This is a genomic window from Mycobacterium sp. GA-1199, assembly GCF_001500045.1.
Lineage (GTDB): Bacteria > Actinomycetota > Actinomycetes > Mycobacteriales > Mycobacteriaceae > Mycobacterium.
Map to the genome: position 1 here is coordinate 119,216 of NZ_LQIX01000002.1, position 17,064 is coordinate 136,279.

The 17,064-nt window shown below is 66.1% G+C and carries 15 protein-coding genes and 2 tRNA genes; 11 read left to right on the forward strand and 6 right to left on the reverse strand.

All coding sequences use genetic code 11. From position 1 onward, the window contains the following. Positions 1 to 5 precede the first annotated feature (5 nt). Genes AU198_RS03660 through rpmH form a run of 5 tightly spaced genes read right to left on the reverse strand, consistent with a single transcriptional unit; the run spans position 6 to position 2,600 of the window. On the reverse strand, positions 6 to 551 hold the full coding sequence (locus tag AU198_RS03660; protein WP_064346128.1) for a Jag family protein: 546 nt from the start codon (positions 549 to 551) through the stop codon (positions 6 to 8). Between the two features lie 33 nt (positions 552 to 584). Beyond that, a complete protein-coding gene (gene yidC, locus AU198_RS03665) occupies positions 585 to 1,655 on the reverse strand; it encodes a membrane protein insertase YidC (RefSeq protein WP_231744562.1) in 1,071 nt (356 codons plus the stop codon). A 43-nt stretch (positions 1,656 to 1,698) separates the two neighbouring features. After that, on the reverse strand, positions 1,699 to 2,067 hold the full coding sequence (gene yidD, locus AU198_RS25660; RefSeq protein ID WP_156431475.1) for a membrane protein insertion efficiency factor YidD: 369 nt from the start codon (positions 2,065 to 2,067) through the stop codon (positions 1,699 to 1,701). Next, complete coding sequence (gene rnpA, locus AU198_RS03670) at positions 2,064 to 2,423, reverse strand: ribonuclease P protein component (protein ID WP_064346174.1); 360 nt, start codon at positions 2,421 to 2,423, stop codon at positions 2,064 to 2,066. The genes yidD and rnpA overlap by 4 nt, the downstream gene beginning before the upstream one ends. A 33-nt stretch (positions 2,424 to 2,456) precedes the next feature. Then, positions 2,457 to 2,600 carry a 50S ribosomal protein L34 gene (gene rpmH / locus AU198_RS03675; RefSeq protein ID WP_064346175.1) on the reverse strand — a complete coding sequence of 48 codons (144 nt, stop codon included), beginning with the start codon at positions 2,598 to 2,600 and terminating at the stop codon, positions 2,457 to 2,459. Between the two features lie 545 nt (positions 2,601 to 3,145). Here rpmH and dnaA point away from each other — a divergent pair. The 11 genes from dnaA (at position 3,146) to AU198_RS03725 (ending at position 15,671) form a co-directional block, all read left to right on the forward strand. Continuing rightward, entirely contained in the window at positions 3,146 to 4,630 is a 1,485-nt protein-coding gene (gene dnaA, locus AU198_RS03680) for a chromosomal replication initiator protein DnaA (RefSeq protein ID WP_064346130.1), read from the forward strand. Positions 4,631 to 5,180: 550 nt separating this feature from the next. Next, entirely contained in the window at positions 5,181 to 6,380 is a 1,200-nt protein-coding gene (gene dnaN / locus AU198_RS03685; protein ID WP_064346131.1) for a DNA polymerase III subunit beta, read from the forward strand. A gap of 29 nt (positions 6,381 to 6,409) precedes the next feature. Further along, positions 6,410 to 7,303: a phosphogluconate dehydrogenase (NAD(+)-dependent, decarboxylating) gene (gene gnd, locus AU198_RS03690; protein WP_064346132.1), complete on the forward strand. Its 894-nt coding sequence runs from the start codon at positions 6,410 to 6,412 to the stop codon at positions 7,301 to 7,303. A gap of 11 nt (positions 7,304 to 7,314) precedes the next feature. After that, complete coding sequence (gene recF / locus AU198_RS03695; RefSeq protein ID WP_064346133.1) at positions 7,315 to 8,475, forward strand: DNA replication/repair protein RecF; 1,161 nt, start codon at positions 7,315 to 7,317, stop codon at positions 8,473 to 8,475. Next, entirely contained in the window at positions 8,472 to 9,023 is a 552-nt protein-coding gene (locus AU198_RS03700) for a DUF721 family protein (RefSeq protein ID WP_064346134.1), read from the forward strand. Before recF ends, AU198_RS03700 begins: the two co-directional genes overlap by 4 nt. 233 nt (positions 9,024 to 9,256) lie before the next feature. Continuing rightward, positions 9,257 to 11,293: a DNA topoisomerase (ATP-hydrolyzing) subunit B gene (gyrB, locus tag AU198_RS03705; RefSeq protein ID WP_064346135.1), complete on the forward strand. Its 2,037-nt coding sequence runs from the start codon at positions 9,257 to 9,259 to the stop codon at positions 11,291 to 11,293. 46 nt (positions 11,294 to 11,339) lie between these two features. Beyond that, complete coding sequence (gene gyrA / locus AU198_RS03710; protein ID WP_064346136.1) at positions 11,340 to 14,342, forward strand: intein-containing DNA gyrase subunit A; 3,003 nt, start codon at positions 11,340 to 11,342, stop codon at positions 14,340 to 14,342. 30 nt (positions 14,343 to 14,372) lie between these two features. Beyond that, positions 14,373 to 15,272 (forward strand): DUF3566 domain-containing protein, encoded by a 900-nt coding sequence (locus tag AU198_RS03715; RefSeq protein ID WP_064346137.1) that lies wholly within the window; start codon positions 14,373 to 14,375, stop codon positions 15,270 to 15,272. Positions 15,273 to 15,389: 117 nt separating this feature from the next. Beyond that, a tRNA-Ile gene (locus AU198_RS03720) sits at positions 15,390 to 15,463 on the forward strand. 16 nt (positions 15,464 to 15,479) lie between these two features. Beyond that, positions 15,480 to 15,608, forward strand: a complete 129-nt coding sequence (locus AU198_RS26780; RefSeq protein ID WP_286141429.1) for a hypothetical protein — start codon at positions 15,480 to 15,482, stop codon at positions 15,606 to 15,608. Further along, positions 15,599 to 15,671: transfer RNA gene (locus AU198_RS03725), tRNA-Ala, on the forward strand. The genes AU198_RS26780 and AU198_RS03725 overlap by 10 nt, the downstream gene beginning before the upstream one ends. Before the next feature lie 78 nt (positions 15,672 to 15,749). On the opposite strand, the gene AU198_RS03730 is transcribed toward AU198_RS03725, so the two are convergent. Continuing rightward, complete coding sequence (locus tag AU198_RS03730) at positions 15,750 to 16,985, reverse strand: PucR family transcriptional regulator (RefSeq protein WP_064346138.1); 1,236 nt, start codon at positions 16,983 to 16,985, stop codon at positions 15,750 to 15,752. Positions 16,986 to 17,064: the final 79 nt, after the last annotated feature.

Here is a 17,064-nt window from a genome sequence, read left to right on the forward strand (position 1 = left end):
CTGGGTCAGTCGGCGAGGACGACCACACGTCGCGACGGTTCGACGCCCTCGCTCTCGCTGTGGACGCCGTCCACCGCCGCCACCGCGTCGTGGACGATCTTGCGCTCGAACGGCGTCATCGGGGCGAGCTCTTCGCGCTCCCCGGTCTCGAGCACGCGGCGCGCCACCTTGTCGCCCAGCGCGGCCAGCTCGTCACGGCGACGCCGCCGCCACCTTGCGATGTCGAGCATCAACCGGCTGCGCTCCCCCGTCTTCTGGTGCACGGCGAGCCGGGTCAGTTCCTGCAACGCGTCGAGAACTTCGCCCTTGCGCCCCACCAACTTGTTGAGGTCGGCGCCGCCATCGATGCTCACGACCGCCCGGTCCCCCTCGACGTCGAGGTCGATGTCACCGTCGAAGTCCAGTAGGTCCAACAGCTCCTCGAGGTAGTCGCCCGCGATCTCGCCCTCGGCGACCAGCTTCTCTTCCAGATCGTCCTCAGCTACCGGCGCGGCGGCGCTGCTGTCCTCATCGACGAGTTCGTCGCGCTCGGTCGTCTCGGCGTCAGTCATGTCGTTCCCTCTCATCCCACCGGGCTGGTCCGGTCACCGTTTACGTTTCTTGGGCCGCGCCCCGGGGCGCGGGCTCGCGCCGGGCCGCGGCGTGCGGTTCGTCGCTCCGCTGGCCGCCTTGCCCGGACTGCCGCCCGTCGGCTTCTTGCCCGGCGCGCCGTTCTCCGACGCGGGCTCGCTGCTGTCGGCCTCGTCGCTCTGAACCGGCTCCGCCGTCTCCGGAGCCTTCGCCGCCTGAGCTTTGCGATTCCGGTTCGGCTTGACCCCCGGCGGCGGTGCATTCTTCGCCTGCCGCTCTTGGGCCTCGAGCTTCTTCGCCTCTTCTTCCTTCTCGATCTTGCCGAACACGTAGTGCTGCTGACCGAAGGTCCAGATGTTGTTCGCGAGCCAGTACATGATGATGGCCAGCGGCAGGAAGGGCCCGCCCACGACGACACCGAGCGGGAAGACGTAGAGCGCCAACTTGTTCATCATCGCCGTCTGCGGGTTGGCGGCGGCCTCCGGGCTCTGGCGCGAGATCGAGGCGCGGCTGTTGAAGTACGTGGCGATACCGGCGAGGATCATGATCGGCACGCCGACCGCGATGACCGCCGCCCGGTTGAACTCGGTGAAGGCGTCCAGGCCGCTGGTCTGAATCATGGTCGCGCCCAACGGCGCTCCGAACAGGTGCGCGTCGAGGAAGTTCGCGACGTCGGTCGGGCTGAAGACGTAGTTACCGGTCGCCCGGTTCTGCTCCACCGACAACTGGATCTGACCGAACCCACCCTGCGTCCGGTTGAAGGACCGCAGCACGTGGAACAGCCCGAGGAACACCGGCACCTGAGCCAGCATCGGCAGGCACCCGAGGATGGGGTTGAAGCCGTGCTCGCGCTGCAGCTTCTGCATCTCCAGCGCCATGCGCTGACGGTCCTTGCCGTACTTCTTCTGCAGCGCCTTGATCTGGGGCTGCAACTCCTGCATCTGGCGCGTCGTCCGGATCTGCTTCACGAACGGCTTGTAGAGGATCGCACGCAGGGTGAACACCAGGAACATCACCGAGAGCGCCCAAGCGAAGAAGTTCGACGGCCCCAGCAGGAAGGCGAACAGTTTGTACCAGACCCACATGATCGCCGACACCGGGTAGTAGATGATGTCGAGGCTGAACCAGTTAAACACGCGTCTCGCTTCCTGCTCGCAATGCTGGATGGCCGCCAGTGACGTCGGCAGCGGTGTCCCGATCCTGTGAAGACTCGTCCGCGGGAGCGCCCGCCACGTCTGCGTCGCCGTGTCCGCCGGCTGCCGGGCGGTCCGGGATCGGATCCCATCCTCCCCTATGCCATGGCCCGCATTTCAACAGCCGTACCGTCGCGAGCCAACCGCCGCGCACCAGCCCGTACTCGGTCAGTGCGTCAACCGCGTACTGGCTACAGGTCGGGGTGAATCGACAAGTCGGCAGCCGTAGCGGCGAGATGGTGTGCCGGTACAGCTGGATCACGTAGATGACCGCGCGGGCCGTCCGCGCGCCGACCGACCTCACCGGGATGCCTCGGTCTTGGGTGTGGCTCGGCGAAGCGCTGTGCGCAGTTCTTGTTCGAGTCGCGCCGATATCGCATGCCGGCTGCTGGGGAGCGCGCGGATCACCACGCGATCGGCGGGGTCCAGCTCATCGATGAGGGTTCGCGCGACATGACGCAGTCGCCGGGCCACGCGATGGCGTTGCACCGCGGTGCCGACCGCTTTGGAGACCACCAGACCGATCCGGGGCCCGGGGTCGGAGGCTTCGTCGGACCGTAGGGCGTGCACGACGAGATCGGGCTGCACTGCGCGCACCCCTCGACTGACCGTGTTCCCGAACTCCGTCGAACGCGTCATGCGGTACCGCGCCGGAAGCACCAGCGTCAACTCCCGCTCGAAGTCACGTGGGAGTCACGCGGTCAGCTTGCGCCGACCCTTGCTCCGCCGGTTCGTGACGATCGCACGACCTGCCCGCGTGCGCATCCGCAGCCGGAAGCCATGCACGCGCGCCCGGCGCCGGTTGTTCGGCTGGAAGGTCCGCTTGCCCTTGGCCACGGCTGTCTCCTTGTTGCGTCTGGCACCCGCATCCCCCACCGACGACGTACGAAATCGGTTTGGACGCAGTTGCCGTTGGTAAGCTCGTCCATCTTGCTAGCCGGCGCGGTCCCCGATCGATGCCCGGGTCGCAGCCGTATCGCCTCGTACGGGCGACTGTTCGAGGGTACTGAGGAGATTTCGCTGGGTCAAACCTGGCCGAATGACCGTGTGGACAGCCACATTTGCAACACGCGTCACCGCCGACCAACAGCGGAAAATATCCGTCCATGCAATGTTGCAGAACGGTTGGCACCCGCGAAGAAAACTGTTAGCTTCTGCCAATGCCGCTTCGATAACGAAACGGCGACGGACAACGAAGCGAGGATGCCCGACCAGTCGTGAGCCCACACATCTGTGATGTGGCCCGACCCGCGGCCTCCCCGCCGGTGGAAAACAGAACGACGACGACTGTCCAGTCTCCACAGCCTGTGGATAACTTTGTGGACAGATCGTCATCGTTCCTTTTGGTCGTCTCTGGGCCGGCCGCAAGGGGGTAGTCGTCGTTGACAGCTGACCCCGACCCCCCGTTCGTAGCCGTGTGGAACACGGTGGTCGCCGAACTCAACGGCAGCCCCTCGGGAGCGGGTGGCGACATGGCGGGCCCGGGCCTGACTCCTCAGCAAAGAGCCTGGTTGAAGCTGGTCAAACCCCTTGTGATCACCGAGGGCTTTGCCCTGCTGTCGGTGCCCACCCCGTTCGTGCAGAACGAGATCGAACGTCACCTGCGGGAGCCGATCATCACCGCGTTGAGCCGCCAGCTCGGCCAGCGCGTTGAACTGGGCGTGCGTATCGCCGACCCGGGGCCCGACGACACCGACGGTCCGTTGAGCGGACTGGCGGCCGTCGGCGAACCCGACGAAGTCGACGAGGACCTCGAAGCCAGGGCCAGCGCCGAGGAAAGTTGGCCCACCTACTTCACCAGCCGGCCGCCCAGCACGCTGACCGACGACGCCACCGCGGTCAATCTCAACCGGCGCTACACCTTCGACACGTTCGTGATCGGCGCCTCGAATCGATTTGCTCACGCGGCGACACTCGCGATCGCCGAGGCGCCGGCGCGCGCGTACAACCCGCTGTTCATCTGGGGCGAGTCCGGGCTGGGCAAGACGCACCTGCTGCACGCGGCGGGCAACTACGCCCAGCGGCTGTTTCCCGGCATGCGCGTGAAGTACGTGTCGACCGAGGAGTTCACCAACGACTTCATCAACTCCCTGCGCGACGATCGCAAGGCGTCGTTCAAACGCAGCTACCGCGACATCGACGTGTTGTTGGTCGACGACATCCAGTTCATCGAGGGCAAGGAAGGTATCCAGGAGGAGTTCTTCCACACCTTCAACACTCTGCACAACGCGAACAAGCAGATCGTCATCTCCTCGGATCGGCCGCCCAAGCAGTTGGCCACCCTCGAAGACCGGTTGCGCACGCGTTTCGAGTGGGGACTGATCACCGACGTCCAGCCGCCGGAGCTGGAGACGCGGATCGCCATCCTGCGCAAGAAGGCCCAGATGGACCGCCTCGATGTTCCGGACGACGTCCTCGAGCTCATCGCCAGCAGCATCGAGCGCAACATTCGCGAACTCGAAGGTGCCCTCATCCGCGTCACCGCGTTCGCGTCGTTGAACAAGACGGCGATCGACAAGTCGCTGGCCGAGATCGTGCTGCGCGATCTGATCTCCGACGCGAGCACCATGCAGATCAGCACCGCGGCGATCATGGCCGCCACCGCCGAGTACTTCGAGACCACCGTCGAGGAGTTGCGCGGCCCCGGTAAGACCCGAGCGCTCGCGCAATCCCGACAGATCGCCATGTACCTGTGCCGCGAGCTGACCGATCTGTCCCTGCCGAAGATCGGCCAGGCGTTCGGCCGTGACCACACCACCGTGATGTACGCGGAGAAGAAGATTCGCGGTGAGATGGCCGAGCGGCGTGAGGTATTCGATCACGTGAAAGAACTCACCACGCGTATCCGTCAGCGCTCCAAGCGCTGACTCCCCCGGCGCCCACTCCCCTCCCGTCGCGCTCGATCGCGCCCGGATGCGGCCGTCCCGACAAATTTCTCCAAAAATCTTCTGCACCGCCGGCATCACCAGTCACAACGAGGCGTTGTGCACACCGGTGTGGAGAACCTGGGACCAACCCGCGAACAACCAGCCGATTGCTACACAACCCCCGGCGTCTCCACAGTTCATTCCGCCCGGCGCCGCCTCCATCCACAGTTGGCTCACAACCCCCTAGGCCCCTAAGCAGCGCCGACATGGATTCATCCCCAGCATCCACAGGCCCTAATACTGTTGCTTGTATATCTCTCAAGAATCTCCTTCGAAGAAGGCGCTTGGGGAAGCACCGAACCGTCGGTGGTCACACCGGCCGAATGCCGTCGATGTCACCGCGATCGATTAGCTTTCAAGTTGGGGCGGAAAGCTCTACGGTGATTCAGCACAGCCGTTACGGTCGTCGGGGACGCATCGTTGAGACGCGTGGTGAGACACCGGGAAACCGCTGCTCGAGGCTTGTCGTGATTGTGATCGAAGGGACCCTATGGACGTGGCGACGACAACGGTTGGTGTCACCGATCTGAAGTTCCGCCTGGTACGTGAAGACTTCGCCGAAGCCGTGGCATGGGTGGCCCGCAATCTGCCCACCAGGCCTACGGTCCCGGTGCTCGCCGGCGTCTTGCTCACCGGCTCCGAGGACGGGTTGACGATTTCGGGATTCGACTACGAGGTTTCCGCCGAGGTGCGGGTGCCTGCCGAGATCGCCTCACCCGGCAGCGTTTTGGTTTCCGGTCGGTTGTTGTCTGACATCACCCGGGCGCTGCCCGCCAAACCGATCGACGTCAGCGTCGACGGCACGCGCGTGTCGCTGACGTGTGGTAGTTCACGCTTCTCGTTGCCGACGATGGCCGTCGAGGACTACCCCACGTTGCCCGCACTGCCCGACGAGACCGGCGTCATATCCGCCGAGCTGTTCTCCGAGGCGATCGGCCAGGTGGCCGTCGCAGCCGGCCGTGATGACACGCTGCCGATGTTGACCGGAATCCGCGTCGAAATCGCCGGGGAGAAAGTGGTTTTGGCCGCAACCGACCGGTTCCGCCTGGCGGTTCGCGAGCTGACATGGTCGACGGCCGGTCCCGACCTGGAGGCGGCGGTGCTGGTGCCGGCCAAGACACTTTCGGAAGCGGCCAAAGCCGGCTCCGACGGCGGCGACGTGCATCTGGCGCTCGGCGCGGGATCGGCGGTCGGTAAAGAGGGGCTGCTCGGTATCAGCAGCGGGGGCAAGCGCAGCACCACCCGTCTGCTCGATGCGGAGTTCCCGAAATTCCGGCAGCTGCTACCCACCGAGCACACGGCGATGGCGACGATCGGCGTCGGTGAACTCACCGAGGCCATCAAGCGTGTGGCGCTGGTGGCCGATCGCGGTGCCCAGGTGCGGATGGAATTCTCTGAGGACTCGTTGCACCTGTCGGCGGGCGCCGACGATGTGGGCCGCGCGGAGGAGGACCTTCCGGTCAGTTTCGCCGGTGATCCGCTGACCATCGCGTTCAACCCCACGTATCTCACGGACGGTCTGAGCTCGTTGCATTCGGAGCGGGTCACCTTCGGTTTCACCACACCCAGCCGTCCCGCGGTGTTGCGTCCGGCCAATGACGACGACACGGATGTCGGTGCGGCGGGACCGTTCCCCGCGCAACAGACCGACTACGTCTACCTGCTGATGCCGGTGCGCCTACCCGGCTGACCGGCCCGGACCCTACGGAAGGGGCGCTCATGCAACTCGGCCTGGTCGGTCTCGGCAAGATGGGCTTCAACATGCGCGAGCGCCTGCGCGAAGGAGGCCATGAAGTCGTCGGTTACGACCCGAGACCGGAAGTGACCGACGTGCCCACGCTCGCCGCCCTGGCCGAAGCCCTTGATGCTCCCCGGGTGGTGTGGGTGATGGTGCCCTCGGGACCGATCACCCGCGACACCATCACCGCCCTGGCCGATGAGCTCGACGCGGGTGATCTGGTCATCGACGGTGGAAATTCCCGTTACACCGAGGACGCCCCGCACGCGAAACTGTTGGGCGAGAAGGGAATTGCGTTCATCGACGCCGGTGTTTCCGGCGGGGTGTGGGGATTGACCGAAGGCTACGGCCTGATGGTCGGCGGCAGCGACGCCGACGTCGAACGCGTGATGCCGATCTTCGACACGTTGCGGCCGCCGGGGCCGCGAGAAGATGGGTTCGTGCACGCCGGGCCGGTCGGCGCGGGCCACTACGCGAAGATGGTGCACAACGGCATCGAGTACGGCCTGATGATGGCCTACGCCGAGGGCTACGAACTGTTGGCCGCCGAAGACCTGATCACCGACACCCAAGCCGTCATCCAGGCGTGGAGCAACGGCACCGTGGTGCGGTCCTGGTTGCAGCAGTTGCTCGCCAAGGCGTTGAAGGAGGACCCGGAATTCGGTGAGATCAGCGGATACACCGAGGATTCCGGCGAGGGTCGGTGGACCGTCGAGGAGGCCATCCATCACCGAGTGCCGATGCCGGTGATCGCGGCGTCGCTGTTCGCGCGGTTCGCCTCCCGCCAGGAGGAGTCCCCCGCGATGAAGGCGGTTTCTGCTCTGCGCAACCAGTTCGGTGGGCACGCGGTCAAACGGGTCAGCGAGTCGGGGTAGGCGGTCGCACCGTGTACGTCCGCCGCCTGGCGTTGACCGACTTCCGATCGTGGCCGCGCGTCGAATTGGATCTCGAACCCGGCAGGACCGTGTTTGTCGGGCCGAACGGCTTCGGTAAGACGAATCTCGTTGAGGCTCTTTGGTATTCGTCGACCCTCGCATCGCATCGGGTCGCCACGGATGCGCCGCTGATACGGACCGGCGCCGAACGTGCGGTGGTGTCGACCATCGTCGTCAACGAAGGCCGGGAACTGGCGGTGGACCTGGAGGTCACGGCCGGGCGGGCCAACAAGGCCCGCATCAACCGCTCCCCCGTTCGCTCCGCCCGCGAGATTCTCGGCGTGCTGCGGGCCGTGCTGTTCGCCCCGGAGGACCTGGCCCTGGTGCGGGGCGATCCGGGTGAGCGACGCCGCTATCTCGACGAACTCGCCACCACTCGACGCCCGCAGGTGGCCGCGATCCGCGCGGATTACGACAAGGTGCTGCGCCAGCGAACCGCGCTGCTCAAGACGGCGTCCAGTGCTCGATTCCGCGGTGACCGAAGCGTTTTCGACACCCTCGACGTGTGGGACAGCCACCTCGCCGAGAACGGGTCGAAGCTCATCGCCGCACGGGTTGACCTGGTCAACCAACTGGCACCGGAGGTGGAGAAGGCATACCAGCTGCTGGCACCGTCGTCGCGGCCTGCGGCGATCCGCTACCGCAGCGGTGTGGAGGTGGTGGAGGCAGAAGCGGCGGCGGGCACCGCCGATGCCGAGATGTTCGAGGCGGCCCTGCTGGACGCCTTGGCGCGGAGAAGGGACGCCGAACTGGAACGCGGAGTGTGCCTGGTGGGGCCCCACCGCGACGACCTCGAACTGCGGTTGGGTGACCAGGTCGCGAAAGGCTTTGCCAGCCATGGGGAATCATGGTCGATGGCGTTGTCGCTGCGGCTGGCCGCCTACGAACTACTGCGTACGGAAGGGGGCGATCCGGTGTTGTTGCTCGACGATGTGTTCGCCGAGCTGGACAAGGCGCGCAGGCAGGCCCTGGCCTCGGTCGCGGCCTCGGCCGAGCAGGTCTTGGTCACGGCGGCCGTGCCAGAGGACGTCCCAGCCGACTGGGACGCGCGCAGGATTGGAGTGACGATGCGCGACGAGCATCTCGGACGGATCTCGGTGGTGGAGCCATGACGTCGCCCGACGAAGCGGGGCCGCCCGAACACCTGGCGCACCTGCGCGGGATGGATCTGGTTCGGCGCACCCTCGAGGAGGCGCGCGGTGCGGCGCGCAGCCAGGGTAAGGAGGTCGGTCGCGGCCGCGGTGCGGCGCCTCGAAAGATCGCCGGTAATACGCGTCGGCGGTGGTCTGGTCCAGGCCCGGACTCCCGCGATCCGCAGCCGTTCGGGCCCGCCGCAAGCGAACTGGCCCGTAGCCGCGGATGGTCCGGACGCGTCGCCGAGGGCGCGGTGTTCGGCCGCTGGCCCGGCGTCGTCGGTGAGGGTATCGCCGCACACGCGACGCCGACCTCCCTCAACGAGGGTGTGTTGACCATCTCGGCGGAGTCCACGGCATGGGCCACGCAGTTGCGGATGGTGCAGGCACAGGTGTTGGCCAAGATCGCGGACGCGGTGGGAGACGGCGTCGTCAAATCGCTGAAGATCGTCGGACCGGTCGCGCCGTCGTGGCGCAAGGGCCGCTACCACATCGCGGGCCGAGGCCCCCGCGACACATACGGATAGCGCTCGGGACCGCACTTGCCTGAAAGGCGCGAGAACGCCGCAATCCTAGTTCTCAAGCGTCTTCAGGCACCCGAGATCGAGAAATTCCACAGGCGGCCCAAATAGGTGTGCAGAAACGCCGCCTCAGAGTCGGTGCTGTCAAGCTCTGCCGGTAGGATGGAAGCAGATCCGCAGGCGGTGCGTTAACCGCCTCGCCAGCCGTCCCGGCAAGAGACCAAGGAGACCCGTCCAACGTGGCTGCCCAGAAGAAGAGTGCTCCCAAGGAGTACGGCGCCGATGCAATCACCATTCTCGAGGGTCTCGAAGCGGTCCGCAAACGCCCGGGCATGTATATCGGCTCCACCGGCGAGCGTGGTCTGCATCACTTGATCTGGGAGGTCGTCGACAACGCGATCGACGAGGCGATGGCCGGCTACGCCACCCGGGTGGACGTGAAGATCCTCGGCGACGGCAGCGTCAGCGTGACCGACGACGGGCGCGGCATCCCCGTCGAGAAACACAAGCAGGCGGGGATCCCGACCGTCGACGTGGTCATGACCCAGCTACACGCCGGCGGCAAATTCGGCGGCGAGAACAGCGGATATGCGGTCTCGGGCGGTCTGCACGGCGTCGGTGTCTCGGTGGTCAACGCGCTGTCGTCGCGGGTCGAGGTGACGATCCTGCGCGACGGCTACGAGTGGTTTCAATACTACGACCGCTCGGTGCCCGGTGAGCTCAAGCAGGGCGGCAAGACCAAGGAGACCGGCACGACGGTGCGGTTCTGGGCCGATCCGGACATCTTCGAGACCACCGAATACGACTTCGAGACCGTCGCCCGGCGCTTGCAGGAGCAGGCGTTCCTCAACAAGGGCCTGACCATCGAGCTCACCGACGAGCGGGTGACCGCCGAAGAGGTCGTCGACGAGGTGGTCAGCGACACCGCCGAGGCACCGAAGAGCGCCGACGAGAAGGCGGCCGAGGACAAGGGTGCGCACAAGGTGAAGCACCGCGTGTTCCACTACCCCGGCGGTCTGGTGGACTTCGTCAAGCACATCAACCGCACGAAGACGGCGATCCAGCAGAGCATCATCGACTTCGACGGAAAGGGTCCCGGTCACGAGGTCGAGATCGCGATGCAGTGGAACGCGGGCTACTCCGAGTCGGTGCACACCTTCGCCAACACCATCAACACCCACGAGGGCGGTACCCACGAGGAAGGCTTCCGCGCCGCGCTGACGTCGGTGGTCAACAAGTACGCCAAGGACAAGAAGCTTCTCAAGGACAAGGACCCGAACCTCACCGGCGACGACATCCGAGAGGGGCTGGCCGCCGTCATCTCGGTGAAGGTCGCCGAACCGCAGTTCGAAGGCCAGACCAAGACGAAACTCGGCAACACCGAGGTCAAGTCGTTCGTGCAGAAGATCTGCAACGAGGAGCTGACGCACTGGTTCGACGCCAACCCCGCCGAGGCTAAGACCGTTGTCAACAAAGCGGTTTCGTCGGCACAGGCCCGCATCGCCGCCCGTAAGGCGCGGGAGTTGGTGCGTCGCAAGAGCGCCACCGACATTGGCGGTCTGCCGGGCAAGCTTGCCGACTGCCGCTCCACAGACCCGCGCAAATCCGAACTGTATGTGGTCGAGGGTGATTCGGCCGGCGGCTCGGCAAAAAGCGGGCGTGACTCGATGTTTCAGGCGATCCTGCCGCTGCGCGGCAAGATCATCAACGTCGAGAAGGCCCGCATCGACCGCGTGCTCAAGAACACCGAAGTCCAGGCCATCATCACCGCGCTCGGCACCGGCATCCACGACGAGTTCGACATCTCCAAACTGCGCTACCACAAGATCGTGCTGATGGCCGACGCCGACGTCGACGGCCAGCACATCTCCACGCTGCTGCTCACGCTGCTGTTCCGATTCATGAAGCCGCTCATCGAAAACGGCCACGTGTTCTTGGCCCAACCCCCGCTGTACAAGCTGAAGTGGCAGCGCAGCGAACCGGAGTTCGCCTACTCCGACCGCGAGCGCGACGGGCTGCTCGAAGCGGGCCGCAAGGCCGGCAAGAAGATCAACACCGACGACGGCATCCAGCGCTACAAAGGTCTGGGCGAGATGGATGCCAAGGAACTATGGGAGACCACCATGGACCCCTCGGTGCGGGTACTGCGCCAGGTCACCCTCGATGACGCCGCGGCCGCCGACGAACTGTTCTCCATCCTGATGGGTGAAGACGTCGAAGCCCGCCGCAGCTTCATCACCAGAAACGCCAAAGACGTTCGCTTCCTTGATGTTTAGCGGCAAGCCCACCGGCGAACACTCAACCCGATACTAAGGCTGATTGATGACTGATACGACGTTGCCGCCCGGCGACGAAGCAGGTGACCGCATCGAGCCGGTCGACATCCAGCAGGAGATGCAGCGCAGTTACATCGACTACGCGATGAGCGTGATCGTCGGGCGCGCGCTGCCCGAGGTGCGCGACGGCCTCAAGCCGGTGCACCGGCGGGTGCTCTACGCGATGTTCGACTCCGGTTTCCGTCCGGACCGCAGCCACGCGAAATCCGCACGCTCCGTTGCCGAGACGATGGGTAACTACCACCCGCACGGTGACGCCTCGATCTACGACACCCTCGTGCGCATGGCCCAACCGTGGTCGCTGCGCTACCCGCTGGTCGACGGGCAGGGCAACTTCGGTTCGCCGGGCAACGACCCGCCGGCCGCCATGAGGTACTGCGTCACGGGAGACGCGCTCGTGTTGTTGCCGAATGGCACGTCGGTCGCGATTCGCGACGTGTTCCCGGGCGCCCAGCCGAATTCCGACAACGTCATCGACTTGAAAGTGGTTGGGCGTCACGGTGAACCGGTAGTCGCCGACCGATTGTTCCACTCGGGCGACCACGCCACCTACACCGTCCGCACCGTGGAGGGCCACGAGCTAACCGGCACTGCTAACCACCCGCTACTGTGCCTCGATCAGGTCGGTGGCGTCCAAACGCTCGAGTGGAAGCTGGTCGAGGACCTCCGCCCGGGTGATCGCGTGGCGATGCTCCCCGATTGTGCATCTCACGACACAAGTGGGCGAGATTCCGTCGGAGAGTTCACAATCGACAAGTATCACTACGCTCGCGTGGCTTCAGTCACTGATGCCGGCGTGCAGCCGGTGTACAGCCTCCGCATCGATACCGACGACCACGCGTTCATCACAAACGGCTTCGTCAGCCACAACACGGAAGCGCGGCTCACTCCGCTGGCGATGGAGATGCTGCGCGAAATCGACGAGGAGACAGTCGATTTCATCCCGAACTACGACGGGCGGGTGCAGGAACCCACCGTCCTGCCGAGCCGGTTCCCCAACCTGTTGGCCAACGGTTCGGGCGGTATCGCCGTCGGTATGGCCACCAACATTCCGCCGCACAACCTGCGTGAGCTGGCCGACGCGGTGTACTGGTGCCTGGAGAATTTCGAGGCCGACGAGGAGGCCACGCTGGCCGCCGTCACCGAACGCGTCAAAGGCCCGGACTTTCCCACCTCCGGCCTGATCGTCGGATCCCAGGGCATTTCCGACATGTACACCACCGGCCGCGGGTCGGTGCGCATGCGCGGTGTGGTGGAGATCGAAGAGGACAGCCGCGGCCGCACCGGCATCGTCATCACCGAGCTGCCGTATCAGGTCAACCACGACAACTTCATCACCTCGGTCGCCGAGCAGGTCCGCGACGGCAAGCTGGCCGGCATCTCCAACATCGAGGACCAGTCCAGCGACCGGGTCGGCCTACGCATCGTCATTGAGATCAAGCGCGATGCGGTGGCCAAGGTGGTGCTCAACAACCTCTACAAGCACACCCAGTTGCAGACCAGCTTCGGGGCCAACATGCTGGCCATCGTCGACGGTGTTCCGCGCACGCTGCGCCTCGACCAGCTGATCCGCCATTACGTAAACCACCAACTCGACGTGATCGTGCGGCGCACCCGATACCGGTTGCGCAAGGCCAACGAGCGGGCCCACATCCTGCGCGGTCTGGTCAAAGCGCTCGACGCGCTCGACGAGGTGATCGCGTTGATCCGCGCGTCGGAGACCGTCGACGTGGCGCGCCAGGGCCTGATCGAGCTGCTCGACATCGACGACATCCAGGCCCAGGCAATCCTGGACATGCAGCTGCGCCGCCTGGCCGCCCTGGAACGGCAGCGCATCGTCGACGATCTGGCCAAGATCGAGGCCGAGATCGCCGACCTCGAAGACATCCTGGCCAAGCCCGAACGGCAGCGCGGGATCGTGCGCGATGAGCTCAAAGAGATCGTCGACAAGTACGGCGACGACCGGCGCACCAGGATCGTCGCCGCCGACGGTGAGGTCGCCGACGAGGATCTGATCGCCCGCGAGGACGTCGTCGTCACCATCACCGAGACCGGCTACGCCAAGCGCACCAAGACCGACCTGTACCGCAGCCAGAAGCGCGGCGGCAAGGGCGTGCAGGGCGCCGGGCTCAAACAGGACGACATCGTCAACCACTTCTTCGTCTGCTCGACGCACGACTGGATCCTGTTCTTCACCACCCAGGGCCGGGTCTATCGCGCCAAGGCATACGAACTGCCCGAGGCATCGCGCACCGCGCGGGGCCAACATGTGGCGAACCTGCTGGCGTTCCAGCCGGAAGAACGGATCGCGCAGGTCATCCAGCTCAAGACCTACGAGGATGCGCCGTACCTGGTGTTGGCCACCCGCAACGGGCTGGTGAAGAAGTCGCGGCTGGTCGACTTCGACTCCAACCGCTCCGGCGGCATCGTCGCGGTCAACCTGCGCGACGGCGACGAGCTGGTCGGCGCGGTCTTGTGTTCGGCCGACGACGACCTACTGCTGGTGTCGGCCAAGGGTCAGTCGATCCGGTTCTCGGCAACCGATGAGGCACTGCGGCCGATGGGTCGTGCAACCTCCGGCGTACAGGGCATGCGGTTCAACACCGACGACGAGCTGCTGTCGCTCAACGTCGTGCGACCGGATACGTATCTGCTGGTCGCCACGTCCGGCGGGTACGCCAAGCGCACCGCCATCGACGAGTACCCGGTGCAGGGACGCGGCGGTAAAGGGGTCCTGACGATCCAATTCGACAAGCGCCGTGGCAATCTTGTGGGAGCGTTGATCGTCGATGACGACACAGAGTTGTACGCCATCACCTCCGGTGGGGGCGTCATCCGGACGGCGGCTCGCCAGGTTCGCAAGGCCGGGCGGCAAACCAAGGGCGTTCGGTTGATGAACCTGGGTGAGGGCACGACACTGATAGCCATCGCGCGCAACGCCGAGGAAGGCGACAGCACCGACGAGGTCAACACCGACCCCGGTGCCTGATCCGGGGACGGGACCAGTGAGGAGCCGTAGGTGAGTTCACCGAACGAGCCGGGACACCCCCGCGGGGGCGACGGTCCAGGCGGCGCCAACGGCTCCGCGACCAACCAGGACGCCCCCGGCGCCCGGTCCGAGGTTCCCGACCGCGCCGAGGTGCCGCCATGGCAGCGCGGCCCGGCGGCCCGGACCGCGCACCCGGGCCAGCGGCCCCCGGAGCCGCCGAGGCGGGCTCCAGCACCTGGGCCGCGCGGGGAGGGCCCCGGCGACGACGGCCATCCCCCCGAGCGGACGGGTGAGGACCAGCGCGGTAATCCGAACAACTCGCCCACAGCCGGAGCCCGGCCGAATCGGTACCTCGTGGGTGCGGGGACGCCCACCGAGGAGGTCCCGCCACGGAGCGAGCGGCCCGAGCAACCGCGCCCCGAGGCGTACGCGAGCGAGTTACCGGACCTGTCCGGGCCGATGCCGCGCCCGGCCCAGCAGCGCAAGCCCGCCGACCGTCCGCACCCGGAGCCCGGAAGCCGCCCCGCGTCCGGGGCGCGCGTCCAGGTCGGAACCCGGCACAAGGGCCCGGTGCGCGCCAGCATGCAGATCCGCCGGATCGACCCCTGGAGCACGCTCAAGGTGTCGGCGGTGCTGTCGGTCGCGCTGTTCTTCGTGTGGATGATCGCCGTCGCGTTCCTGTACCTCGTGCTCGGCGGCATGGGCGTGTGGAGCAAGCTCAACACCAACGTCGGCGACCTGCTCACCAGCGCCGGCGGCGGTTCCGGCGGTGAATTGGTGTCCAGCGGAACCATCTTCGGGGGTGCGACGCTGATCGGGTTGGTCAACATCGTGCTGCTGACTGCGATGGCGACCATCGGCGCCTTCATCTACAACCTGACCACAGACTTGGTCGGCGGGGTGGAAGTGACGCTCGCCGACCGGGATTGATTGTCGGCCCGCCGACGGATTGATTGTCGCTCGCCGACGGAGCGCAGGCGTGCACTGCGGTTTGGGCGCAAGCCCACGATTGCGGTAATCTCGTCGCTCGGCCATCCCGGCGGTAACGGGGCTATAGCTCAGGCGGTTAGAGCGCTTCGCTGATAACGAAGAGGTCGGAGGTTCGAGTCCTCCTAGCCCCACGGAAAGGTTCACACCATGAGGCGGGTGCTGCTGATCGTCACGGCGATCGCCGCGGCAGTCACCGTCGCGGTCTGGCGTTCGCGCCACGGCATCGAGGTGTGGCACGCGGCGCCCGATGCGCCGCCTGCAAACCAGGGGCCTTAGCTCAGTTGGTAGAGCGCTACCTTTGCAAGGTAGATGTCAGGAGTTCGATTCTCCTAGGCTCCACAGGATGAATCGCGGGGCGGCACGCGCGTTTTGCGGCATTCGGTTGGTCGGAGTCATTCGCGTGGCCGCCCCGAGACTTCACCTTCGTGGCCCAAGCCAATGGTCGATTTCAAGGGCTACGCCGACCTCCAGCCAGCGCGTGGGCCAACGCTGGGGAAGCAACTGTTCCGCGCGCTGCAGTCGATTGAGCACCGTGTTGCGGTGTGTGAACAACACCTGTGCGGCACCGGCAGCGCTCAGGCCCTCGCGTACGTAGACCCGCACGGTTTTGCGCAGGTCCGCGTCTGCGGTGGCCAGCCGCCCCAGCACCCGGATGACGTAGGCGTTCGCCGCCTGTTCATCGCGCGTCGCAAGGTGAACCAGCGCGATGTCATCGAAGGCTGCCGCGCGCACCTGGTGTGCCCGGAGCAGGAGTACTTGTGCGCTCACCGCCTCGAAATGGCTGCGGCGGAAGCCCTCGACGTCGATGCCTGAGCCGCCGACCGCCAGTCGCACCGCGCCCTCGTCGAGATCAGCCGGGTCGGCCTCGAGAGCCTCGGTGAGGACACCCGGGTCCAGTGGCTGGTGCGAACCCAGCCAGAGCCACACCGAGGAGGAGCTGGCCGGTACAGCCAGCATCTGCGGGGCCCCGGCGCGACGTCGCAACTCGGTCGCTGTTCGCATCAACGCGGCCTGGTCGGGCATCGTGGCCACGGTCCACAGCACGGCGGCGAGATGGGCGCCGCGAAGGCGGTAGCCGAGGCGGTGCTCGGCGAGGTCGACGTCGGCCGGGTCCTCGTCCAGCAGCTGGGTGACCGTCGCGAGTCGCTGGGTGTGCGACTGCCACACGTAGTCTTCGCGCTCCCGGTCGATGAGTGTGGTCAGCTCGTCGAGCGTGGTGTCCACCCATGAGGTGAGCGAAGCGAAGACCAGCTCCAATGATGCTGCCAGGACCGCCGGATCCGTCTCCAACTCGAAGCTGCGCAGCATCCACAACCGCCAGACCTCGTCTTTCGCGACGTGGTACGCCATCCACAAGGCGTGGTCGGCTCCCCGCCGGATCACTTCGCGAGCAATGCCGACGACCGGCCTGGCGAGCGTCGGCTGCACCGGCTCGTGGGGTGCGGTCGTGATCGTGCTGAGCCAGTGCCGGATGTTGAGGCGGGTCGACTCGCGGGCTTCTTCCACCATCACCGGATCGGCGTTGAACGGCTCCCCGAGGCCCGTCAGCGCGGCGTCCTCCGCGCGTGGCAGTGCGCCGCTCTGCGGGTCGACGAACCAGGCCGCGACGGTGTGCACGAGCCTCTCGACGCTGCGATCTTCGTCCGTGGCCATGCCCGAAGCGTACGCCGAATGTGCATTTGCACAATACACGTACGAACACAGTGCGCAATGCACCTGGCGGCGTGCCGCG

What these genes read in the sequence shown, in the direction of transcription:
- AU198_RS03660 (WP_064346128.1), bottom strand. Translation starts at nt 551, where the DNA reads ATGACTGACGCCGAGACGACCGAGCGCGACGAACTCGTCGATGAGGAC.
- yidC (WP_231744562.1), bottom strand. Translation starts at nt 1,655, where the DNA reads ATGTGGGTCTGGTACAAACTGTTCGCCTTCCTGCTGGGGCCGTCGAAC.
- dnaN (WP_064346131.1), top strand. Translation starts at nt 5,181, where the DNA reads ATGGACGTGGCGACGACAACGGTTGGTGTCACCGATCTGAAGTTCCGC.
- gnd (WP_064346132.1), top strand. Translation starts at nt 6,410, where the DNA reads ATGCAACTCGGCCTGGTCGGTCTCGGCAAGATGGGCTTCAACATGCGC.
- AU198_RS03700 (WP_064346134.1), top strand. Translation starts at nt 8,472, where the DNA reads ATGACGTCGCCCGACGAAGCGGGGCCGCCCGAACACCTGGCGCACCTG.
- gyrA (WP_064346136.1), top strand. Translation starts at nt 11,340, where the DNA reads ATGACTGATACGACGTTGCCGCCCGGCGACGAAGCAGGTGACCGCATC.
- AU198_RS26780 (WP_286141429.1), top strand. Translation starts at nt 15,480, where the DNA reads ATGAGGCGGGTGCTGCTGATCGTCACGGCGATCGCCGCGGCAGTCACC.
- AU198_RS03730 (WP_064346138.1), bottom strand. Translation starts at nt 16,985, where the DNA reads ATGGCCACGGACGAAGATCGCAGCGTCGAGAGGCTCGTGCACACCGTC.